Below are 23138 nucleotides of genomic sequence, written 5' to 3'. Positions count from 1 at the left end.
GGGATGCGTCTTGCAGAAAAAAGAACGGTTCCGCAGGAAAAAAGGGAACCGTTCTTCTGTTTTGTGTCACAAGGTACTGTCAAGATTTATGCGCAAAAAGGTTTGCAGAGTCCGGCTGACTTCTCATTCAGCCGGACTCTGCAAACCTTTTTGCGCACAATGCTTGATGGTATCAGGGAAAATCAGAATAGGCATCTGAACAGACAAACAAGCTTTGTCAAAATTGGCGAAGATTGTTTGTATCGTTTTTCGTAAAATTACGATATGTTTTTGGAGAAATCCCAACTTCTTTTTTAAAAATCCGATTGAAATATCCCGCATCAGAAAACCCAACCTGTAAGGCAATATGATAAATACAGTCATCCGTGTTGCGAAGAAGTTTTTTAGCTTCTTCCAGTCGAATATTTGTAATATAACTGATTAGTTTAGTTCCGGTAACAGTATGAAACAGATTACTGATATGAGAGGCACTAATTCCAAAGTGTTCAGAAAGTCGTTCCAAAGAAAGGTCTTCGGCGTAGTGGATATGCACATATTGTTTGATCTGTTCAATTTTAGTGTGATGACGTTTTTTTAACAGGACTTGCATCTGTTTCGTAATTTCCAAAGTGTACGTGCTGAAAAACAGGTGAATTTCTTCGAGTGTTTGAAAACAAGGAAGCTTTTTTATGATGTTGTTTACATCATAACCAGGAAATTCAAAAGGCGTTTGTTCAACCAGATTACTAATAAGGTAAAGGAGGCGTTTAATCCAATCTTCTAATTGATTAATTGGCAAACGCTCTTTTCGAATAGCTGTGAAAAAAAGCGTTAAACCATTTTCTGCGGAACTAAGATCTCCAGCGCCCATTGCGTTGACGATTCGTATGCAAAGCTCCTGGGGGAAGGGAATACTTTTGCTCTTCAGTTCTTGATATATAAAGATTTTGTACTTTTTGGGAATAGCTTGAGAATAAAGCGACTGGTTTACTGCAATATAAGCTTCCTGATATGCTATGGAAAGTTCTTTTGCATCAAGTTTCCGCTGACTAATACCAAAGAAAAAATGTGGATTAATTTGAGCAAATTGCTGGAGTTGGGCATCTCCTCCTTCCGAGGTTAGGATGAGAGCAAAATAAGAGGGTTCAATAGAAAAAACAAAAAACGGATTGGAAATATTCTCTGGAGGCAAATTAAACGAAGAATTGTCCTGCAAATAGGAAACAGCTGATTTTAACACCACGATATGATAGCTTGGAGGAATTTGACAGACTATACTTTCAAAAAGTGGGCGGATAGAAATGTTTCCACGCAAAAGTTCATTGAAAAGAAAGTTTAGATAGGAAATTCTATGTGGTGGGTTTGAAGATGGAAAATCGGCATTTTGACTTTGCAATTTCCGAATTTCAAGAATACGATCTAATTCTTGGTAAAATTCTTTGGATACAAGTGGTTTTAAAAGAAAAGCATCAGCTTTTAGGGTCAGAGCAGAACGTGCGTACTCAAATTCGTCATATCCACTGACAAAAATTACCGAAACCGAGGGATGCAAAGTTTTTGCAACACGGATTAGCTCCAAACCGTTCATATTTGGCATGCAAATATCGGAAATTATTAAATCGAGAGAATTGCAAGTTTTTTTAATGAACTGTAATGCACTTTGACCATCAGCAAAGGATCCTACAATTTTCCACAACGGACTATGTTTAGATAGTAGAGTGCTGATTCCATGACGCGCCACAGATTCGTCATCTACGATAATTGCAGTATACATCCATAATCTCCTTAGCGTTTTATTGGGAATCGGATGTGCACTTCAGTTCCGATTCCGAGTTCAGAATGAATAGTTACACCATAATGGTAGCCAAAATTAAGTTTAATAAGTTGATCAATGTTATAGATGCCGATACCAACACCAATACCTAACTGAATAGCTTCTAAATGTTTTGGATCCATTCCAACGCCGTTGTCAAATATTTGAATGAGCAGAGATTCGCTTTTTTCAGAAAAAATTCGGATGTGAATAACACCACCGGAGAGTGTGTTTTTCATGCCATAAATGATGGCATTTTCGATAAATGGCTGTAAGATTAAGTGAAAAACTAGGCAGTCAGAAAGGGATTCATCTATATCGAACGTTACAGAAAAGCGATCTTCAAACCGCTGTTTCTGAATAAAAATATAATTTTTTGTCCAGGTTAATTCCTCTGACAATGTTACATATTTTTCGTTACTTTTTTTTATTGAATAACGCAAGATGGAACATAAAGCAGTAACAGTATCTGAAATTTTGTGCTCATTATGTTCGATCGCCATCCAGTGAATGGTGTCAAGAGTGTTGTAGAGAAAATGCGGGTTGATTTGTGCTTTCAGCGCTTCATACTCAAGACGGCTCTGCTCTTTTTGGCTTTTTTTAACGATTTCCAGCAGATGTAGATTTTTCTGATACATATTATTAAAACTTTTATAAAGAACTCCGAATTCATCGGTATGGCCTTTGTCCGGCAAAAATTGTGGATTTTTAAGATCAGATATATTAATTAGAGCAATCATACGGTGTAGCGGAGTTAAAATAAACGTTTTCAGAATCAAAAAAAGTGTTGATGATAAAAGTAGAAAAATAAGGAACAGAATTATAAAGTAAGAAGAGAAAATGAAACTTAAATCGATCATATCTTCTTCTGGTACAAGTATAAGACAATGCCAAGTCTCCATTTCTCGTGAAGATACTGCAGAATGGTAAATAAAAATGTGGTTGGTTTCTTCGCCGCTTTTTTGGGAAAAGTAGTAATTTATAGGAGAAGAAAGAGTGGACGAGGAATTGCTCCAGAGAAGGTCATAGTTTGCATTTGTGATGTAGATTTTGCTGTTTTCTGTAAAATATATTTGATCACAAGTTTTTGATAACACAGAATCGTCATAACAGACGATCATACTCGCAAGTGAAGCAAAGGACTTGGTATTGTCGCGGATCAACATTCCTATCGGCAAACTGAAACCACCAGATTTTTGTGCTATTGTTGGAAAAGCACATGGTTTCCCGTTTTGAAATGCTATTTCTTTTCGATAAGTTTGGTAGATTTCTTGTACATTTTTAAACGAAATTTCACTATTTTTAGAATAATACATAATGTTGGTATTTTGAATAGATAGAAATGCTGATGAAATATCCAGATTCAGCCGGGTTAAATAAACCAAATATTGTTTAAGGGTATTTTGTTCACTGACCGATAGTTCCCTCTTTTCGGCCTTTGATAAAAGGTTCATAATGTTGCGGTCATTATAAATGCTGGTGACATTGTTGTAAAGAAAGCTGCGTTGATTATTTAGATTACTTGTCCAATAGACGAGATCTTGTGCCATGCGGTCGCTTTTATACTGTATGGACTCATTTTTTAATTGATTATAAAAGAAAGTGCTGGCAATTATCATAGGGATGGCGGCACAAATAAGAAAAGCAAATGCCACTTTAAATTGTAAAGATAGATTGATAAACCACCTTGCGATACCGTTAGACATACACATCACTCCTGTAAACTTATACTAAAAGAAAATGTAAAATAAGTCAATATATTGACAAACTTATAAAAGATTATCCGATAAATTAAAAAAAATTACAATTTACAAAAAGAGTTTTATTCTATATCATGTAAAAAGCAACAAGCAAACAAAATTATTTTAGGAGGAAAAACAATGAAAAAACGTATTCTAGTGATTTTTATGACATTGGTACTGGTTCTGTGTGCTGGTTGCGCGCAAACAAGCGCATCGATTCCGGATCCGGATGCAGAAAATTCCAGTAGTACAGGCAGTGCTAGCGAAAGTACAAAGCCGAGTGGAAGCCGCGTTGAGCTGCAATTTTGGAACCACCTCAATCCAACGAATGCTTTGCATCAGTGGTGTCTTGATGTTGTAGATGAATTTAATGCATCGCAGGATAAATACACGATTGTATTTGATAGTGTGCCGATTGATGAATACATGAACACCAAGCTTCCAACAGCGTTTGCGACTGGCTCCGGCCCAGACATCTTTTATGCAAGTCCTGGAAATATCGGGCAGTTTTTAGATGGTGAGGTTTGCGTACCGTTGGAAGAATATCTTACAGAGGATGAAATGAATGACTTTGTATCTGGAACACTGGACGTTTCAACCAGAAACGGGCATCTTTACGGTATTCCCACAATGTCTGATCTTTGTAACTTCTGGTACAATGCGGATATGCTAAAAGAAGCGGGTGTAGAGCCGCCAAAAACTTGGAGTGAATTAAAATCAGCTGCAGTTGCATGCAATACGAACGAGCACTCCGGATTTACATTTGAAATTAATAAAGGAGACTGGCAGACGTGGAGCTTTATGCCGTTTGTCTGGATGCAAGACGGCGGAGATTTCTTTGATGAGAAGGGGAATCCGTTACTGGATTCTGATCAGGTAATTAATGCGCTACAGCTTTGGCGCGATCTTCTGGATTCCGGTTCTTGCACAGAAACACTTTCCCGTTCCTGTTCTGATATTGGCATACTTGCCGACGGTGAGACAGCGATGCAGATGAACGGTTCTTGGGCACCTGCTGTTTTAGAAGCAAATTATCCAGATGTCAACTTGGTTGCTGCGGAGATTCCGATCCCCGATGAAAACGGACATACCGCTACAGTAGCGGGTGGTTGGAGAGTTTTGGTAAACAAAGAAACTGCTTCGATTGAAGGTTGTATGGAATTTATCCGATTTGCATATCTCGATAATCCGCCGGAGAAATCCAGTTCGTATCTGACATATAATTTTGGATATTCTGCAAGACAATCTGTTATTGACGCTAATAAGGATCTTTATTTGAAGGGACAGCGTGCAGTTTTCACAGAGGTATTGAACCCTTCTGCGAAAGCAGAACTTGCAGTTCCGGCAGAAGCATCAGAGATTCTCAGCGATATGATTCAGGATGCGTTGTATAATATGACGCCGACAGAGGCTGCGCAAAAGGCACAGACCAAAATGTTAGAATTTGCTTCCAGCTATAATGGAATCTTAGGTTAAAAAGCAGTTTAAAGGGACGGACATTCTAAGATTTGTGAGAAGAAAGAATGTCCGTCCCATCAAAAAAGGAGGGGCGTACTCGTGAATCAAAAAAGACTGAAAACGAAAACAGGAGAAGCGCTTTCTGCTTATCTGATGATCCTTCCAGATTTTATTGGACTGCTCATTTTTCTGTTTGTTCCAATTCTCTATGCGCTTTATATTTCTTTCTTCAACTGGGACGGATTATCGGAAATGCATTTTTCCGGGATTAAGAATTATATTGCATTGATAAAGGATGATGGATTTTTAAATTCACTTGGAGTTACGTTGCATTATGTAATTATCTATGTGCCGGCTGTTTTTATTGTTTCTCTGTTGCTTGCGTTATTGGTGCAGGCGATAGACGGAAAAGCGCAAAATATTTTTAGAAGTCTCTATTTTGTGCCTTATTCAATTTCTACGGTTGTAGCGGCAACGATTTGGTTATTTCTTTATGATAATCGAAAAGGATTTTTTAATACGGTTTTGACGGCGGTTGGACTCCCGCGCGGAACCTTCCTTTCTTCCGGTGCCCAGGCGCTTGAATCGGTTGCTGTCGTGGGAATTTGGTTGGTTTGTGGATACAATATGGTGATTTTTTTGGCTGCAATTAAAGATGTTCCGCGTAGCTATTATGAAGCAGCTGAAATTGATGGAGCAAGTTCTCTGCGGAAATTTTGGAATATTACATTGCCTTCCATTCGTGATACCAATATTTTTGTTTTGGTTGTGACGACGGTCAATTCATTTCAAGTGTTTGATCAAATCAAAATTATGACGGCTGGAGGACCAGGAAGAGCTACAGAAGTTACAGTTTATTATATTTTTAATCAGGCCTTTGGTGTCTATCGATTTGGCTATGCTTCTGCGGCGTCGATTCTTTTAGCACTGATTATGTTTGCGCTGACAATGATCCAGTTCAAAATAACGGGAATGATGAAAGAGGGATAGAGATGAAAATACGAAAAAAAACTTTGCAGTGTTTGTTTATCCTTCTAGGAGTGGTAATTGCCGTATTGTGGTTGCTTCCGGTATATATTCTAGTTATTTCCTCAATCAAAGAACCGGCCTCAATTTTTCTCTTTCACTTGTTTCCACCTGCTGAAGAGATTCGCCTACAAAATTTTGTAGATGTCTTTCAAAAGGTTAAATTTTTACGGTATATCTTGAATTCCTTTGTGATTGCGACAACGGTTACGCTTGTTGCATTGCTATTTCATATGATGGCTGGATTTGCTTTTTCTACATTGCGTTTTCCGCTGAAAAAGACGATTTTTACTTGGATGATTAGTACTATGATGATCTCTTTTTCGGTAATTATGATTCCGCTATTTATTATTGTAAAATCTTTGGGGTTGATTGATACACTTTGGGCGGTTATTTTGCCAATGATTCCACATGCATATGGAATTTTCCTGTACCGACAATTTTTTAAGGGTGTTCCCCGCGATTTATATGAGGCAGGAATTATTGATGGAGCCTCTCATTTTAAAATTTTATTCCGGGTTTATACACCGCTTTCTGTGCCAATTACGCTGACAATGGCAGTTTCCTTTTTTCTTACGAACTGGAACAATTACCTCTGGCCGATGGTAGTAACACAGAAACAAGATCTTTGGGTTGTACAGGTTGCAATCAGCAGCTTTAAGGATGCTTATTCCGCTCAATGGAATTTAATTCTGGCAGCATCTGTAATTGCGGCAATTCCTACGATTGTACTCTTTGTGATTTTTCAGCGTTATTTTGTTGAAGGAATTAAGCTTTCCGGAGTGAAAGGTTAATTATATAATATTATTACTGAAAGGAAAGGTTGAAAAGTATGTTTGACAATTCTATGTATTCAGTTCCGAAAAACATTCAAACGAGATGGTGCAGTCCGGAGAATTATACCGGAGAGAAGGGGAAAGCCGGAATGACGCGTGGCGGCCGGAAAGGTTCTGCGAAATTTACCTTCCGTGATGGTGAAGAAAAAGTATTAGCCTTTGAAAAAGAAGGAACGGGTATTGTGCGTCGTATGTGGATGACACTTAGTGATTTTTCCAAAGAAGTTCTTCGTGGTGTTACCATTGAATTTTATTGGGATCAGGCGGAACAGCCTGCAGTGAGTGTTCCAATTGGAGATTTCTTCTGCCATAGCATCGGAAGAATGGCGACGTTCAAATCCGCGCTTTTTACAAGCCCGGAAGGTAGAAATTTCACCTGCTTCATTCCGATGCCTTTTCGCAAGGGGTTCAAGGTTTTGATTCGCAACCAGAGCGGAAAAGATATCCTTCAGGTTTATTATGACATCAACTATACATTGGGCGATGAACTTGATGAGAATGTGATGTATTTTCACGCTTGGTTTAACAGAGAAAATCCAACTACAATTCGGCAAGATTATAAAATTCTTGCTAAGGTTGAAGGTCGCGGTAGATATCTCGGTACAAATATTGGTGTTCTCTGTAATACAGAGCTTTATTGCCAGACTTGGTGGGGAGAAGGTGAGGTGAAAATTTATCTCGATGGAGATGAAGAGTATCCTTCTCTTTGCGGAACCGGTTCGGAAGATTATTTGGCCAGTGCATGGGGACAAGATTATTTTTATGATCTCTACTGTGGATGCCCAGTATATGATTCGGAAAAGATGGAACTTGATTTTTTCCGTTTCCATGTGGCGGATCCGGTTTATTTCCAAAAAGATATCCGCGTAGAAGTCCAGCAGATCGGTGCAGTCGATACATTTGAACTGAAATATGGTCGAGCAGAACTTGCATTGTTGCATGAGACAAAAGGGTATTCATATCCTTCTGTTAATGGAAATTATGAGACAGATTTTGTTCATCCGGAAGAGGATCCTGAGTTTGGGCAGGGGCTTCCATTCCTCTATGAACGCAGTGACGATTGGTGTAGCTGTGCCTATTTTTATCTGGATCAGCCTGTTAATACATTGCCGCTTCTTTCTCTCGAAGAACGATTGATCAAATAAAGGAATAAAACTTCAGAAAGTAGAGAGTTCGGGCTGCAACACTCCAGTAAAATTGCGCCTTTGCGCCGGATTTGGAAGCGGTCGATCAGATTTGGGAGGCTGCAGTGCGCTGTGGCGCAAAGGTGCAGGTTGCGGAACAGTATTTTGCGCAGCCTTATCACAGTGCGCTTTTAAACATCCTTTGCGAAGGCAAAATCGGCGTGCCGACGGATCTGCTGATTTCGATGGTTCACGGCTATCACGCAGTGAATCTGATCCGCCGGTATCTCGATGTGGGATTTATGCCCTGTACAATTTCCGCCAAACGCTTTTCGCAGGAACTTGTCGAAACCTGCGGCAGAGACGGCCTTGTGCAAAACGGCGCGCTGCACACAGCTGCCAGAGATACGGCAGTTTTTACGTTTGAAAACGGCAAAAACGCCTATTTCGATTTCTGTGAAGAACAGTATTTTTCTGGGATCCGTTCCCGGTTTTTGCGGATCAGCGGAACGCGCGGAGAGATTTTCGACCGGACGGTACGATATCTGAACGAGGAAGGCGACTGTGCCTGTTCGGAAATTCAGCGGGTCGAACTGGGGCAATATTCCAATCTGGAGGGCGATTCTCTGCGCGGGCTGATGCTGGACGGCCGGTATATTTACCGAAACCCGTTTGCAGAACGGACGGTTGCGGATTTCCGGCGTCTCAGCGACGAAGAACTTGCGCTTGCCAAGGTGCTTCTGGATATGAAAACGTATGTTGAGACAGGAAAAGAATTTTACGGGCTGGCGGAGGCCTGCCAGGATACCTACCTGTCGCATTGCCTGACAAAGGCGCTGGAGACCGGAAAACCGGTTCAGACCGAAAGAAAACCATGGTGTCGTCCGTGAATCGAACAATGCTTGTGCCAAAGAGTGAAAACCGCCGGGGGAATCTCAGAAGATTCCTCCGGCGGTTTTGCGTGGGGCTGCCGGTCAGACAAAAAACGCATACGGCATCCAAACGAAACAGCATGCGTCTTGCAGAAAAAAGAACGGTTCCGCAGGAAAAAAGGGAACCGTTCTTCTGTTTTGTGTCACAAAAAGTGGTTTGCAGGGCTTCCCAGGCAGAAATTTTGATTTACAACAAAGCCGGCAAGGCGGCTTAAATCGGCTGCCTGTTGGAACCTCAGGACGCGGACGGTGTGTTTGCAATGATTTCCCGAATGAGCGATTCCGCCTTTACGGCGTCGGCGCGCCCTTTGGTCGCTTTCATGATTTGCCCGAGCAGAACCTTGAGCGCCTTTTCTTTGCCGGCGCGGAAATCCTGCACTGCTTTTTCGTTCGACTGCACCGCCGTTTGGCAGAGTGTCTGAAGTGTTTGGTCGTCAATGCCGGCAAGGTCGGTTTCGGTCAGAAACGCGGAAGCGGGTTTGCCGGTGTCGAGCATTTTTTCCAGTGTGGCGCGCAGAAGGTTCATCCGAATTTTTCCCGCATCAAAGAGCGCTATGAGTTCCCGCAGCGCCTCCGGTGAAACCGGCAGTTCGAAAGTTTCCTTTTCCTCTTCCGTGGAAAGCCGGCTGAAAATCGGTCCCAAAATGCAGTTTGCCGCCGTTTTGGGGCTTTTCGTTTCCTTGCTTGCCGCTTCAAAGTATTCGGCGACCCGACGGTATTTGACCAGCAGCTGTGCGTCCGCCTGCGGCAAGCCGAGCTCCTCTGTATAACGGCGGAGCTTTTCGGTCGGAGACTCCGGAAGCTGTTTGCGCAAAGCTTCGACACGTTCGCGCGTGACATGAATGGGGACAAGGTCCGGTTCCCGGAAATACCGGTAGTCGTGCGCATCTTCTTTTCCGCGCATCGGTTCGGTGCGGTTTTCGTCCGGCAGATACCGCAGGGTTTCCTGTCGGACGGTTTCGCCGCTCTCAAGCAGATCGATCTGACGCTCCATTTCGTACTGCATCGCGCGCGCCATGAAGGTAAAGGAGTTCATGTTTTTGATTTCCGTTCGGGTGCCAAGCGTCTCACTGCCCTTTGGCCGGACGGAAATATTGACGTCGCAGCGAAGAGAGCCCTCCTGCATTTTGCAGTCGGAAACGCCGATATGCCGCATAATCAGCTGGAGGGTTTCCACATATTCGCGTGCTTCTTCAGCGCTGCGGATGTCCGGTTCAGAGACGATCTCAATGAGCGGGACGCCGCCGCGGTTATAGTCGACATAGGTGTTCCCGCGCTCATGAATGAGTTTTCCGGCATCTTCTTCGATATGAATCCGGGTGATTCGAATTTTTCGGCCGTTGGAAAGCGGAATATAGCCGTTTTTGCACAGCGGCATATCATACTGCGAAATCTGGTAGGCTTTTGGGAGATCCGGATAGCAGTAGTTCTTGCGGTCCATTTTGGAATACTCTGAAATTTCACAATTTGTTGCAAGTCCGGCGAGAATTGCATAATTGACGACCTGCTCATTTAAGAGCGGAAGCGTGCCGGGAAGTCCGATGCACACCGGACAGCAGTGGGTGTTCGGTTCGGCGCCGAATGCGGTTGTACATCCGCAAAAGATTTTTGTTTTTGTTGCAAGCTCGACATGTGTTTCCAGTCCTGCAACCAGTTCATAACCGCTCATAGCTGAACCCCCAATCCGGATTTCTGGAATACGCGGTCTCCTGCTGCGCGCTCGTATTGATAGGCAGCACCGAGCAGACGCGCTTCCGAAAATGCTGCGCCGATCAGCTGCATGCCGATCGGCATACCGTCAGTTCCGGTGCCGCAGGGCAGCGAGATGCCGGGCAGCCCGGCAATATTGACCGGAACGGTGCAGACATCGGTCTGGTAGGTTTCGACAGGATCCTGCTGCGTAAAATGCAGGGGGAATGCCGTTGTCGGGACAGTCGGCGCAACCAGAAGATCGTAGTGGGAAAAAGCCTCGTCAAATGCCGAGACAATCGCACCGCGCAGGTTTTGCGCTTTTTTGTAGTAGGCGTCGTAATACCCGGCGCTGAGAACATAGGTGCCGAGCAGAATCCGGCGTTTGACCTCTGCGCCGAACCCTTCGCTGCGGGTTTTGCACATCATTTCGTGTGTGCCGGTATAGTGCGGGGTCTGATACCCGTAACGAATGCCGTCGTACCGGCCGAGGTTTGAAGAAGCCTCTGCACAGGCCAGAATATAATAAACGGGCAATGCGTACTGCAGCGCCGGCATCTGGAACCATGTGACGGTGGCGCCGAGCGAACGGTAGACGTCGAGTGCCTGCAGAACGGCGCTCCGGACATCCTCGCGAATCCCGGTGAAGTATTCCTCGGCAACGCCGATTTTGAGTCCGCGGAGGTCCAGATCGAGCGTAGCCGCAGTGGGTGCGGTCTGTCCGCGGGAGGTTGCGTCCCGACGGTCTCGGACAGAAATTGCATCATAAACGAGCGCTGCGTCCTCGACACTTGTGGTAATGGGGCCGATCTGATCGAAGCTGGAAGCATATGCGATCAGTCCGTATCGGGAAACGGCGCCATAGGTGGGCTTAAGGCCGACGATTCCGCAGAAGCTTGCCGGCTGACGGATGGAGCCGCCGGTGTCGGAGCCGAGTCCGTATGCGGCAAGTCCGCCGCCGACTGCGGAAGCCGTGCCGCCGGAACTGCCGCCTGCGACGCGCTCCGGATTATGCGGATTTTTCGCGCCGCCAAAACAGGAGGTTTCGCAGGAAGACCCCATGGCGAATTCATCCATGTTTGCTTTTCCAAGCAGAACGGCATTCTGCGCTTTGAGCAGTTCCCAGACGGTCGCGTCATAAATCGGCTGATAGCCGGAGAGAATTTTGGAACAGCAGGTGGTTTCCAGGCCGCGCGTGGAAATGTTGTCTTTGAGCACCATGGGAATGCCTTCCAGCGGCTGAAGCGGTTCTCCTGCTGCAATTTTTCGGTCAACGGCGTCGGCACAGGCCAGGGCGGTGTCCGGCGTCAGATGAACGAGCGCCTGCAGTGCCGGATTTTCCGCCTCAATGGCACGCAGATACATAAGGGTAAGCTCCCGACAGGATAGTTCCCGGCGGCGCAACAGCGAACCGAGATACTGAATTTGATTTCGCTCCATTGCGCGTCCCCTCACTTTCTGTTCGGCACGAAAAAGCAGCCGTTTTCCTGACGCTCTGCGTTTTGCAGAATTTCTTCCTGCGGCAGGGAAGGCGTGACCACGTCGGGGCGGAATCCATTTTCAAGATGGTGAATGTTGTCAAAGCCGGTGTCAGAGACCGGCGCATGGCTGACCGTATCCGCAAATGCAATGATTTTTTCCATTTCCTGTGTGAGCGCGTCCAATTCTTCGTCCGGCACTTCCAGCTTTGCCAGAAGGGCAATCGACCGGATTTCTTCATGTGTAATCATGGCGGCGCCTCCTTATCGGATTTTAATATGGGCTTCCCGCAGCTGCTGCTCCGTAACTTCGCCCGGCGCACCGAGCAGAACATCCTGCGCATTGCTGTTCATCGGGAACGCGATGACCTCCCGGATGCTTTCCTCGCCGCACAGGAGCATCAGCATGCGGTCGATTCCGGGCGCCATGCCGGCGTGCGGCGGCGCACCGTACTGAAATGCATTATACAGGGAATGGAATTTCTTTTCAAGTTCCGCCTCAGAATATCCGGCGATGGAAAAGGCTTTTTTCATGATTTCAATATCGTGGTTGCGTACGGCGCCGGAGGAAAGCTCCACGCCGTTGCAGACAATATCATATTGATAGGCGAGAATGGTTTCCGGTGCTTGCTCGCACAGCGCCTGCATGCCGCCTTGCGGCATCGAGAAGGGGTTGTGTGTGAACGCATAGGCGCCGGTTTCCTCGTCGATTTCGTACATCGGGAAATCCGTGATAAAGCAAAACCGGTAGGCGTCGTCTGCGATGAGAGAAAGCCGTTCGCCGAGCGCGGTGCGGATCAGGCCCGCATAGTGGGCGGCCTCCCGTTCGCGGTCGGCGATAAAGAAAATGACATCGCCGGGTTTTACCTGGGTGCGGGAAAGAAGCGTTTCTTTGTCGGATTCCGACATGTATTTATCCAGCGGACCGATGAGTTCTTTCTCCGTCCCGATTTTGACGTATCCAAGTCCGCCCATTCCGAGGGACTCCGCATAGCTTTCGAGTGACCCGAAAAAGGTGCGGGATTGAGCGGCGCAGTCCGGAACGGCGATAACGCGCACGGTTTTGCCGCTAAACGGCCGGAACGAGGAATGGACAAAGAGGTCGCTGATATCGGTGATGACCAGCGGATTGCGCAGATCGGGCTTGTCGGTGCCGTATCGGAGCATTGCCTCCGCATACGGGATCCGCGGAAACGGCGCCGGGGTGACGGCTTTTTCAGAAAACCGTGTAAAGAGCGCGGGAAGGACCGCTTCTGCTACGGCAAAAACATCTTCCTGCGAAGCAAACGCCATTTCAAAATCCAGCTGGTAAAACTCTCCCGGAGAGCGGTCGGCGCGGGCGTCTTCGTCGCGGAAGCAGGGGGCAATCTGAAAATACCGGTCAAAGCCGGAAACCATCAGGAGCTGCTTGAAAATCTGCGGCGCCTGGGGCAGTGCATAGAATTTGCCGTGATGCCGGCGGCTGGGGATTAGATAATCGCGCGCGCCTTCCGGCGAAGATGCAGAGAGAATCGGTGTCTGGATTTCGAGAAAGCCGAGTTCCTGCATTTTGCTGCGCAAAAAAGAAATGACCTCTGCGCGCAGAACAATGTTCTGGTGCACTTTCGGGTTACGCAGATCCAGAAACCGGTATTGCAGCCGGACGTCCTCTTTGGTGTGTTTGGAGGATGCCACTTCAAACGGAAGGTTCGGGAGGCATTTGCCGAGGATCGTCAGACTTTCGGCGCGCACCTCTACGATACCGCTTGCAATTTTCGGGTTAATGGTTTCCTCGTCGCGCAGGACAACCGTCCCGGCGACAGAAACGGTGCATTCGCGGCTGACGCCGTCTAGGAGGGAGTCCTCATGAATGACAACCTGCACGACACCGTAATGATCGCGCAGATCCAGAAATTGAATGCCGCCGTGGTCCCGGATATTTTCGACCCACCCGGAAAGCCGCACGTTGCAATTCAAGTTCTGCTCCCCAATTTCTCCGCAGGTGTGGGTCCGGTAGGTGGTTTTGCCGGTCATGTTACACGATCTCCTTTCGCGGCGGGAAATCCGCCTGTCTGATTTATTGATTCTCACCGCATGGCGGCGGAAAAAGCAAAAAGAAAAGAGCACCCGAAACAACTGTTACGGATGCTCCATTGCATTCTTTTCATAAATTTCTGGATCAAACCGGGCAAATGCCATTTGCAGCGCCCTTGCTGCAAAGAACCCTAGTCTCATCGATTTCATAAATTTATTGTAGCACAGAATGTGCAGGGGATGCAATAGCAAAAATCACGGTTCATACTTTTTTCTGAAAAAGGTTTTTGTGTTTTTTGCAGGTGATTAGAGGTGAAAAAGCCATGAGGCAACGGAAAAATAAAGCAGAACGGAGCCGAGATCCGCGATGGTGTTGATGAGCGGAGAAGCCATCACAGCCGGATCCAGATGCAACCGTTTTGCAAGCATCGGAAGCGCGGCGCCGATCAGTTTGGAAAAGAGAACGGTGCAGGCGAGCGAGATGGCAAGAATCAACGCGAGGGTGGGGTTGTGGTATTGCAAGAGAATGCGGGCAGTGCAGACGAGAATGAGGGCTGCGCCCGCAAAAAGGGCGATTTCCGATTCCTTGAGCAGAACCCGGAAGAAATCCCGGAAGCGCACCTCGCCGGTTGCCAGCGCGCGAATGATTACGGTGGAACTCTGCGATCCGCAATTTCCGGCAGTGTCCATCACCATGGGCAAAAAGGAAACCAGCAGCGGCAGTGCGAGAAAAGCCTCCTCGTAGCGCGTGATGACTTCCCCGGTGAAAATGGCGGAAAGCATCAGAATGAGCAGCCAGGGCAGGCGGCTTTTGGCATGTGTCCAGTCGGACGTTTCAAAATAAGAAGCCTCTGCGGACGCAGAGCCGATGGCGGCCATCTTTTCAAAATCTTCTGTTGCCTCTTCGCGGATGGCGTCGATGGCGTTTTCAATGGGGATGATGCCGAGCAAAACACGGTGCTCGTTGACCACGGGCAGGGAAAGCAGATCATATTTTTGCAGCAGCCGGGCGGCATCCTCCCGGCTCTGCGTGTAGACAACGGAAACCGGCTTCCAGTCGGTCAAATCTGCGACGGCAGTCTGCGGCTCACAGGTCAGAAGGTCGCACAGTGCGACGGTTCCGGTCAGACGGTGCTTTCCGTCCGTGATGTAGAGGGTATAAAACGGGGTTCCGGTTTTCCGGATTTTTTCAAGCGCAGCATCCGCACGCATTCCCGCGGAGAGGGAAATATATCCCGGATTCATCAGCTCTTCGGCGGAATTTTCGCTGTGCTGCATGGATTTTTTGGTCATCCGATTCATGGAAGATCCCTCCTTTACAATAACGGCGCAATCAGCGCAGGAAGGACAGTCTTTCAAACAGGCAAAGCAAACAAGCCATCCCGAAACGGGTGGCGGGCAACGCGGCGAGACACACAGATGGGGTTGCCCAACCTGTCTCGTCAAAAATAGAACACTCCGGCTGAAACAGCAAGAATATGCCGAAACTGCAGCACGGATATTTATAGTCAAAAGGTCGATAGAGCGCTTTCCCGGCGGACTGTGCAGGCCGGCTTAAGGCATCTCTGCGGCCGGAAAAAATCGTTCATGAGAAGCGGTTCCAAAGGCGCTGCGCCGGAAAGCGGGAACGCTTACAGCTGAAAGACTGCCGTTGCAATACAAAAATAGATTAAAACAGAGCAGGCATCGACGATGGTGGTGATGAGCGGAGAGGCCATAATTGCCGGATCCAGCTTGCATTTTTGTGCGAGCATCGGCATGATGCAGCCGAGCGCTTTTGCGACGAAAACAGTGCAGATCAGCGCAAGATCCATGACAACAGCAAGACGCCAGTCGCCATATTGTATGATGATGCGCACGCCGTTGACGATCGCCAGTGCGATGCTGACCAAAAATGCAATCCGGGTTTCCTTAAAGAGGACGCGGAAAAAATCTTTCAGCCGGATTTCATCGGTGGCAAGTCCGCGAATAACCATGGTGGAACTTTGCGCGCCGCAGTTTCCGCCGGTGCCCATCAGCATCGGAATAAATGCGACCAAAATCGGAACGGCGGCAAAGGCATTTTGATAGTGGGTGATAATTTCTCCGGTTACGGTTGCAGAAAGCATCAGGACAAGCAGCCAGAGAATCCGGTTTTTGGCGTGTCTCCAACTCGGCGTTTTGAAATAGGCCTCTTCGTTTTGCTGGATGGCCGCCATCTTGGCAAAGTCTTCTTCGGTCTCTTCCTGGATGACATCCATTGCGTCGTCGACGGTGACAATGCCGACCAGACGGCTTTCCTTGTCGACAACCGGAATGGCCAGAAAGTCGTATTTGTCGAACAGTTTGGCAACGTCTTCTTTGTCGTCCATGGTGTTTACATAAATGATATTGGTTTCCATAATATCGCCGATAATCTTATCCTTTTCGGATAAAAGCAGCATTTTTACGGAAACAAGCCCGAGCAGTTTGCGGTTCGGATCCGTCACGTAGCATGTGTAAATCGTCTCTTTGTCCACGCCGGTTTTCCGAATGCGGGTAAACGCCTCTTCGACCGTCATCTGCTTTTTGAGATCGACATATTCGGTTGTCATAATACTGCCTGCACTGTCTTTTGGATAGTGCAGAATCTGGTTGATGGACTGCCGCATTTCGGGGTCCACATTGCGCAGAATCCGCTTGACAACGTTGGCGGGCATTTCTTCGATAATATCGACCGTATCATCGACGAACATCTCGTCCATCACTTCCCGCAGCTCTTTATCGCTGAAGGCGTGAATCAAAAATTCCTGTTCGTCATTGTCCATCTCGACAAATGTATCCGCAGCAAGCTCTTTCGGCAGAATCCGAAAGAGCGGGGGCAGGTTTTCCTCCGGGACCTCGCCGAGCAGGGCGGCAATATCGACAGGGTTCAGGTCCGAGAGAATCTGACGCAGCTCTCCGAACCGTTTTTCACGCAGAAGCGTGAGAATGTATTCTTCTGTAATGGTCATGGTTTCCATGCTGAATCCTCCTAATCATCCCCGATTTTCATAAGGAAGCAAAGACATCCAGAGACCGTACAGCAAAAGGTATTTTAAAGGCCCAGCTGGTGGGCTGTCAGGCGCGAAAACAGACGCGCCTGCTGCGGCTGTGTTTTGAACAAGAACGGCCGATGAAAAAGCCAGTGCTGATACGGTATGTTGTCGCCGCTACTTCCTGCGTCCATTTTCTCACCTCCCAAATGCAGTTTGTCCGCAGAGAACCTTCTTTTGCATGACGCTGAAAATGCGCAAAACCGCCTTTTGATGCCGTCTTTCGGGAATCGGCGCTGCGCCTGATGTTCAGCCGATGCAGAGAACCGCTTGCGAAGAAATGGTTCTGGCGGGCTGAAAGAAAATCCCGGCTGCTGTGCGAAATAAAAAATCCCCGCCACCTGAAACGGTGACAGGGATTAAGATAACCATACCCATAGAAAATAACCATAACACGGCAAAATACCGTTTTATCACCGTTCAAGCTTCAGCTTCGCAGGGCGTGAAATTGCGTTAGAGCATGCCTTGGATTCGACATGACCTGTTGACCTTCTCACAGTGTCTCCACTGTTTCGCGGCAGCAACCCATATCCCTGTGGTAACCTCACCTACCGAGATATTCAGTTCTATTTTCATAATAGGCGTTTTTTAACAGTTTGTCAATGACTTTTTCGACGCTTTGGCGGTTTTTTTACTCGGTCATGAACAGAATTCCGAGCGTGTTCGGGCCGCAGTGCGAAGCAATGGTGCAGGAAGCGGACGTGTCATGGATTTCATCGAAGTGCATGGTTTCCTGGATGGTTTTCCGAACCAGATCAACAAGCTCCGGATCGATGATGGAATGCGTGATGAAAATATGCTTTGTCCGGATGTTTTCGTAAGCGGCAAGCTGATCTTTCGTATATTTTACCAGGACCTTGGCGAGCTGTCCGCGGTATTTTCTTGCAACGCCCATTTTGCCGGTCGTATTGTCGACCTCAATGCAGGGCTTTAAGGAAAGCAGGTTTGCACCCAGCGCAGCCACGGCGGAGCAGCGGCCGCCGGCGTGCATGAACTCCAGCGTGTCGAGAATAAAGCTTCCGTGTACTTTGCTGGTCATGGCCTGCAGACGCTTCTGAATTTCCGGCGCCGGAATTCCCTCGCGGATCATCTCGGCAGCCTCGATGACCAAAAGTCCGCTGGCGCTGGAAAGATTCAGGGAATCTACCGGATAAACGTGTCCGAGTGTTTCTGCAGCGGCAAGGCAATTTTGATGCGACCCAGAGATCGCGTGGCTTAAGTTGATATGGACAACGTCGAATCCGGCCTCAACCCAGGGACGGAACCGTTCGACATATTCGGCGGTGTTGATCGCAGCGGTTTTCGGCAGGACTTTTTTGTCCCAATAGGCGCGATACAACTCGTCGGCTGTGATGTCGACGTTATCGATATAATCCTGTCCCTCTAAGATAATATGATAAGGCGAATAATAGACTTCATAGCGCTTTTTTAATTCCTCGTTCAAATCGCAGGTTGCGTCAGCACTGAGGATGATTTTTCGTTCCATATTGCATTCCTCCGTAATAATCCTGTTACAGAATTGATTTAGTATAGCACAGAATCGAGGGGATTTCTATCCTTAAATCGCATAAAAACGGGAATTTTTATCTTTTTGCGCAAAACAGAAAAAGAAATCTTTAAAAATAGACAATTTTGACGATGAAATCGAAATAAAAATACAAAAAACAACAAAATCCGCGAAAACACAAAAATATTCATAAATTTTCCGTTATTATATGTTATAATAACAAAAACGATACTTTGGAGGCATGACTGACATGAAAGCAAAATCCCTGCATTTTTCCAAGACCGGAGCCGCTCAGCAAATCGCTGCGGAGTTCGGAAGAATTTTCGAATGTGTTTGTGATAAAATTCCGCCCGCATATCCCTGCGAGAACGAGAAGATTGTCTTTATCGGCGTTGAGATGTCCGGCCGTCTGGAAAAACCGGTCGAAGCATTCTGTAAGGACCTGAAACCGGTTCGGGCAAAAAATGTCGCATTTTATGTGATTAACGGCAAGGGCGATGTCTCCGGTCTTGAGGAAATTTCCAAGACGCTCGAGGCAAACGGCGTGCATGTTGCGGCAGAGCCTTACGGCATTGCAGTAAAAAGCGGCCTGTTTAAAAAGGCTTCCGTTACCGACGCAGATATTCAGGCAGCGGTTGCCTGGGCGAAAGAGATCATTGATAACAAGCTTGCAAAATAAAGTAATTTGGCAGCCTTCCGGAGATCTGGAAGGCTGCTTTTTTATATGCTGCATATGCGCTGCAAAAATCGGAAAAAACAAAAGCCCTGCTTTTGCGCAGGGCTCGTTTCCGGAATCTGTTTCCGGAATCTTTTTTAAAATTAAATATGCATCTGCCTGCAGCTGCGTATTCGCGGCGGAATACCCTAAAAAGCGGGAATCTCAGGATTTGGATTCCCGGCCGAGCAGCCAATCAACGGAGACGTTTAGAATATCGGCAAGTGCAGCGAGTTCAAAATCCGTTACATAGCGCAGCTGGCCTTCCAGCTTGGAAAGTCCAGAAGCATTCATGTCGACGCCGTTGACCTGAAGCTGTGCCAAAAGCTCTTTTTGCTTCATGCCCTGCTCTTTTCGCGCCCGTTCTACACGCGCGCCAACTACATTTCTGGTTCCCAAAGACTGCTTGCGCAATCTCATGACGCCTCACCTCCTGGCGGTTTTCGAATTTCCGGTTTCCTATAGGGTATTATACTGGTATTTGTATCGTTTTGCAAGAAGCAGCATGATTTTCCAAACGAAAACAGCAGAGCAGCGCCCGGCGGCCTATCTGCGTGTAAAATCAAAGTGAAAAGGGAATTGTAAAACGAGCGCAATCCTGCTATAATGACGAAGATGTTGCAAGAAGCGGCAAGCCTGTATTTCATCAGAGAGAGGGATCAAGGATGGTAAAAGAGGAAAGCCGGATAGAAAATCTCACAATGCTTGTGGATTTTTACGAGCTGACTATGGCAAACGGTTATTTTGCGAATGGATTTCAGGACAAAATCGCGTATTTTGATATGTTCTTTCGCAGAATTCCCGACAATGGCGGTTTTGCAATTATGGCCGGCGTCGAGCAGATGGTCGAGTATTTAAAGAATCTTCATTTCTCACAGGAAGATATCGATTATCTTGCGGGAACAAGTCAGTTCAGCCCGGCGTTTTTGGAATATCTGAAAAACTTTCAATTTGCCTGCGATGTCTGGTGCATTCCCGAGGGAACGCCGATTTTTCCGCAGGAGCCGATCGTTACGGTTCGCGGACCGGTCATTCAGGCGCAGTTTATTGAAACGATGATTTTGCTTTGCATCAACCACCAAAGTTTGATCGCAACCAAATCTAATCGAATTGTCCGCGCGGCGCAGGGACGCGCGGTGATGGAATTTGGATCCCGCAGGGCGCAGGGATACGGCGGCGCCGTGCACGGCGCGCGCGCTGCGTTTATCGGCGGATGTGCGGGTACGGCCTGCGCAATCAGCGATATCCGGTTCGGTGTTCCGGCGCTCGGCACGATGGCGCATAGCTGGGTGCAGCTTTTTGACAGTGAACTCGACGCATTCCGCGCGTATGCACGAGAATATCCGCATAATTGCGTTTTGCTGGTCGATACCTACAATGTCCTCAACTCCGGCGTGCCGAATGCGATCCGCGTGTTTGATGAGGTGCTCAAACCGATGGGCGTCCGCCCGGCCGGGATCCGGATTGACAGCGGCGACATTACCTATCTTTCCAGAAAGGCGCGGAAAATGCTGGATGCGGCCGGATATCCGGACTGCAAAATCTGCGCGTCCAATTCACTCGACGAATATATTATCCGCGATATGCTTCTGCAGGGCGCGCAGGTGGATTCCTTCGGTGTCGGCGAGAGGCTGATTACGTCTTCCTCAGAGCCGGTATTCGGCGGCGTTTATAAACTTGCTGCCGTACAGGCGGACGACGGAACCATTGTGCCCAAAATCAAGCTCAGCGAAAATGTGGTCAAGATTACAACGCCGGGCTTTAAAAGCGTGTGGAGACTCTACGACCGGGAAACGGGCAAGGCGATTGCCGACGTGATCACCATGCACGATGAAGTGATCGACGATACAAAGCCGTATACGATTTTCGATCCGGAGCACATCTGGAAACGCAAAACCGTCGAAAACTTTACCGCGCGCCGGCTTCAGGAGAAGATTTTTGAAAAGGGCCGCTATATCGGCAAAGACCGGACGCTGCAGGAAATCAAGGCGTACTGCAAAGAGCAGGTGGATACCCTCTGGGATGAGGTTACCCGCTTTGAAAATCCGCACGTCTACTATGTGGATCTTTCGCAAAAACTTTGGACAGAAAAGAATACACTGCTTTCGCAGAACCGGAATTGACACCGGCTCCGGTTTTGTGATACACTAATTGCGTGAAAAGCGAGCAAGCCGGGCAGCCGCGGGCACAGTCTGAAAAGGCGTGTCTGAGGAAAGTCCGGGCTCCATAGGGCAAGGATAACGGCTAACGGCCGCCGGGGGCGACCCCAGGGATCGTGCAACAGAGAAATACCGCCGTGCTTTTTTGCACGGTAAGGGTGGAAAGGCGAGGTAAGAGCTCACCGGCATGCAGGAGACTGCATGGCCCTGTAAACCCTATCCGGAGCAACACCGTGGAGGAACATTTGCGCTTGCCCGGCGCGTTCCGCGGAGGTGGCGTGAGCCGTATGGCAACGTACGGCCAAGATAGATGGCTGCTCAAGACAGGACCCGGCTTATAGACTTGGTCGCTTTTACAGACGATTTCCCGGCTTTCTTCTGCGAAGGCCGGGTTTTCTTTACCGGAATCCAAAAAGGAGATGAGAAGATGAAAGCCCTCTTTATCGGCGGAACGGGAACCATCAGCACGGCAGTATCTGCGCTTGCGGTGGAAAAAGGGATCGAACTGACGCTTCTGAATCGTGGGACGCATCTGCAGGAGGTGCCAAAAGGCGCGCGCGTTTTACGGGGGGATGTCCGGGACGAAGCGGCTGTGGCGTCTCTTCTGAAAGACGAGACATTCGATGTTGTGTCCAATTTTATCAATTTTGTTCCGGAACAGATCGAGCGGGATATCCGGCTGTTTTCCGGAAAAACTAGGCAATATCTGTTTATCAGCTCTGCTTCCGCTTATCAAAAACCGCTCTCGCATTACTTGATTACCGAAAGCACGCCGCTTGCAAATCCGTATTGGCAGTATTCCCGCGACAAAATCGCCTGTGAAAACCGGCTGATGGAAGAATACCGCCGTACAGGGTTCCCGGTCACGATTGTCCGGCCGAGTCATACGTACAGCAAAAAGGTTCCGGTTGCCATGCACGGTGCAAACGGCTCCTGGCAGGTGATTCTCCGAATGCTGGCAGGCAAACCGGTTCTTGTGCATGGAGACGGTTCTTCGCTTTGGACGCTGACGCACAGCGTGGATTTTGCCAAAGCATTTGTCGGGCTGATGGGAAATCCGCACGTAATCGGGGAAGCGGTGCATATTACAAGCGACGAGACGCTTTCCTGGAACGCCATCCATCAAATTTTGGCCGACGCACTCGGTGTGGAATATCGTCCTGTGTATTTGCCGTCTACAGTCCTTGCAGCGTCTCGCCCGGAACTGGAAGGCGCTCTGCTCGGGGATAAAGCGGTGTCAGTTGTTTTTGATAATACAAAAATCAAGCGTTTGGTTCCGGGATTTACGGCGGAAATCCGGTTCGATCAGGGCGTCCGAATGGCGCTTGCGTATATGCAGACCCACCCGGAAATGCAGTGTGAAGATCCGGAGTTCGATCAGTGGTGCGACAAAATGGCAGATTTGTACAATAATTTAATCTGAAACGAGGCAAATTCACGGAAGCAAAAAGTTTTTAAAAAAATGTCGAAAAACCCCTTGACTTTCACTGGGATCGGTGCTAAAATAAATCTCGCTCTCCCGGAGACGGGCGGGCGGCGGACCTTGAAAATTAAACAACAAGAGCGAAACGGACCTGAAGATTCTAAAGGGTTTCGAGAGAGACGGTTTTAGAG

Annotated in this window: 19 protein-coding genes, 1 other RNA gene and 1 riboswitch; of the genes, 9 read left to right on the top strand and 11 right to left on the bottom strand. The window is 47.7% G+C overall.

Annotated features, from left to right (window positions below):
* Positions 1–217 precede the first annotated feature (217 nt).
* Together IAG03_RS00095 and IAG03_RS00090 are read right to left on the bottom strand one after the other, a co-directional pair.
* Positions 218–1753, bottom strand: coding sequence for a response regulator transcription factor (locus tag IAG03_RS00095; protein ID WP_249317595.1), 1536 nt, complete (start codon positions 1751–1753; stop codon positions 218–220).
* 11 nt (positions 1754–1764) lie between these two features.
* Positions 1765–3498 (bottom strand): sensor histidine kinase, encoded by a 1734-nt coding sequence (locus tag IAG03_RS00090; RefSeq protein WP_249317593.1) that lies wholly within the window; start codon positions 3496–3498, stop codon positions 1765–1767.
* 174 nt (positions 3499–3672) lie between these two features.
* Here IAG03_RS00090 and IAG03_RS00085 point away from each other — a divergent pair, with 174 nt between their 5' ends.
* The 5 genes from IAG03_RS00085 (at position 3673) to IAG03_RS00065 (ending at position 8868) form a co-directional block, all read left to right on the top strand.
* The gene (locus IAG03_RS00085) at positions 3673–5010 is read left to right on the top strand and encodes an ABC transporter substrate-binding protein (RefSeq protein ID WP_249317591.1); all 1338 of its coding nucleotides are present in this window, start codon (positions 3673–3675) and stop codon (positions 5008–5010) included.
* Between the two features lie 81 nt (positions 5011–5091).
* Positions 5092–5982, top strand: a complete 891-nt coding sequence (locus IAG03_RS00080) for a carbohydrate ABC transporter permease (protein WP_249317589.1) — start codon at positions 5092–5094, stop codon at positions 5980–5982.
* 2 nt (positions 5983–5984) lie between these two features.
* Positions 5985–6812 (top strand): carbohydrate ABC transporter permease, encoded by an 828-nt coding sequence (locus IAG03_RS00075; protein ID WP_249317588.1) that lies wholly within the window; start codon positions 5985–5987, stop codon positions 6810–6812.
* Positions 6813–6850: 38 nt separating this feature from the next.
* On the top strand, positions 6851–7999 hold the full coding sequence (locus tag IAG03_RS00070; protein ID WP_249317587.1) for a glycoside hydrolase family 172 protein: 1149 nt from the start codon (positions 6851–6853) through the stop codon (positions 7997–7999).
* 104 nt (positions 8000–8103) lie between these two features.
* A complete protein-coding gene (locus IAG03_RS00065) occupies positions 8104–8868 on the top strand; it encodes a Gfo/Idh/MocA family oxidoreductase (RefSeq protein ID WP_249317586.1) in 765 nt (254 codons plus the stop codon).
* Between the two features lie 277 nt (positions 8869–9145).
* Here IAG03_RS00065 and gatB read toward each other — a convergent pair whose 3' ends face one another.
* The 8 genes from gatB to IAG03_RS00030 form a co-directional block, all read right to left on the bottom strand.
* On the bottom strand, positions 9146–10579 hold the full coding sequence (gene gatB, locus IAG03_RS00060) for an Asp-tRNA(Asn)/Glu-tRNA(Gln) amidotransferase subunit GatB (RefSeq protein WP_249317584.1): 1434 nt from the start codon (positions 10577–10579) through the stop codon (positions 9146–9148).
* Positions 10576–12039 carry an Asp-tRNA(Asn)/Glu-tRNA(Gln) amidotransferase subunit GatA gene (gatA, locus tag IAG03_RS00055; RefSeq protein ID WP_249317583.1) on the bottom strand — a complete coding sequence of 488 codons (1464 nt, stop codon included), beginning with the start codon at positions 12037–12039 and terminating at the stop codon, positions 10576–10578. Before gatA ends, gatB begins: the two co-directional genes overlap by 4 nt.
* A gap of 11 nt (positions 12040–12050) precedes the next feature.
* Positions 12051–12329: an Asp-tRNA(Asn)/Glu-tRNA(Gln) amidotransferase subunit GatC gene (gatC, locus tag IAG03_RS00050; protein WP_249317581.1), complete on the bottom strand. Its 279-nt coding sequence runs from the start codon at positions 12327–12329 to the stop codon at positions 12051–12053.
* 12 nt (positions 12330–12341) lie between these two features.
* The gene (aspS, locus tag IAG03_RS00045; protein WP_249317579.1) at positions 12342–14090 is read right to left on the bottom strand and encodes an aspartate--tRNA ligase; all 1749 of its coding nucleotides are present in this window, start codon (positions 14088–14090) and stop codon (positions 12342–12344) included.
* 306 nt (positions 14091–14396) lie between these two features.
* Positions 14397–15392: a magnesium transporter gene (mgtE, locus tag IAG03_RS00040; RefSeq protein ID WP_249317578.1), complete on the bottom strand. Its 996-nt coding sequence runs from the start codon at positions 15390–15392 to the stop codon at positions 14397–14399.
* Positions 15393–15721: 329 nt separating this feature from the next.
* Complete coding sequence (gene mgtE, locus IAG03_RS00035; RefSeq protein ID WP_346726079.1) at positions 15722–17071, bottom strand: magnesium transporter; 1350 nt, start codon at positions 17069–17071, stop codon at positions 15722–15724.
* Between the two features lie 74 nt (positions 17072–17145).
* Positions 17146–17277, bottom strand: a complete 132-nt coding sequence (locus IAG03_RS14175; RefSeq protein WP_283242899.1) for a hypothetical protein — start codon at positions 17275–17277, stop codon at positions 17146–17148.
* A gap of 273 nt (positions 17278–17550) precedes the next feature.
* A riboswitch (M-box (ykoK) riboswitch) is annotated at positions 17551–17706 on the bottom strand.
* A gap of 68 nt (positions 17707–17774) precedes the next feature.
* Positions 17775–18629 (bottom strand): DegV family protein, encoded by an 855-nt coding sequence (locus IAG03_RS00030; RefSeq protein WP_249317576.1) that lies wholly within the window; start codon positions 18627–18629, stop codon positions 17775–17777.
* A 271-nt stretch (positions 18630–18900) separates the two neighbouring features.
* Here IAG03_RS00030 and IAG03_RS00025 point away from each other — a divergent pair, with 271 nt between their 5' ends.
* Positions 18901–19329: a hypothetical protein gene (locus IAG03_RS00025; RefSeq protein ID WP_249317574.1), complete on the top strand. Its 429-nt coding sequence runs from the start codon at positions 18901–18903 to the stop codon at positions 19327–19329.
* A gap of 201 nt (positions 19330–19530) precedes the next feature.
* Here IAG03_RS00025 and IAG03_RS00020 read toward each other — a convergent pair whose 3' ends face one another.
* The gene (locus IAG03_RS00020; RefSeq protein ID WP_249317572.1) at positions 19531–19785 is read right to left on the bottom strand and encodes a helix-turn-helix domain-containing protein; all 255 of its coding nucleotides are present in this window, start codon (positions 19783–19785) and stop codon (positions 19531–19533) included.
* A 245-nt stretch (positions 19786–20030) separates the two neighbouring features.
* Between IAG03_RS00020 and IAG03_RS00015 the strand changes: the two genes are divergently transcribed.
* From IAG03_RS00015 to IAG03_RS00005, 3 genes are all read left to right on the top strand, one after another.
* Positions 20031–21488, top strand: coding sequence for a nicotinate phosphoribosyltransferase (locus IAG03_RS00015; RefSeq protein ID WP_249317570.1), 1458 nt, complete (start codon positions 20031–20033; stop codon positions 21486–21488).
* Positions 21489–21528: 40 nt separating this feature from the next.
* Positions 21529–21878: RNase P RNA component class A (rnpB, locus tag IAG03_RS00010), an RNA gene on the top strand.
* Positions 21879–21951: 73 nt separating this feature from the next.
* Positions 21952–22947, top strand: a complete 996-nt coding sequence (locus tag IAG03_RS00005) for an SDR family oxidoreductase (RefSeq protein ID WP_249317568.1) — start codon at positions 21952–21954, stop codon at positions 22945–22947.
* Positions 22948–23138: the final 191 nt, after the last annotated feature.

This window comes from Yeguia hominis (assembly GCF_014384705.1).
In the GTDB taxonomy this organism is placed as follows: domain Bacteria; phylum Bacillota; class Clostridia; order Oscillospirales; family Acutalibacteraceae; genus Yeguia; species Yeguia hominis.
Note: the sequence above shows the minus strand (reverse complement) of the source record. Positions and strands in the feature narration are given on the sequence as shown.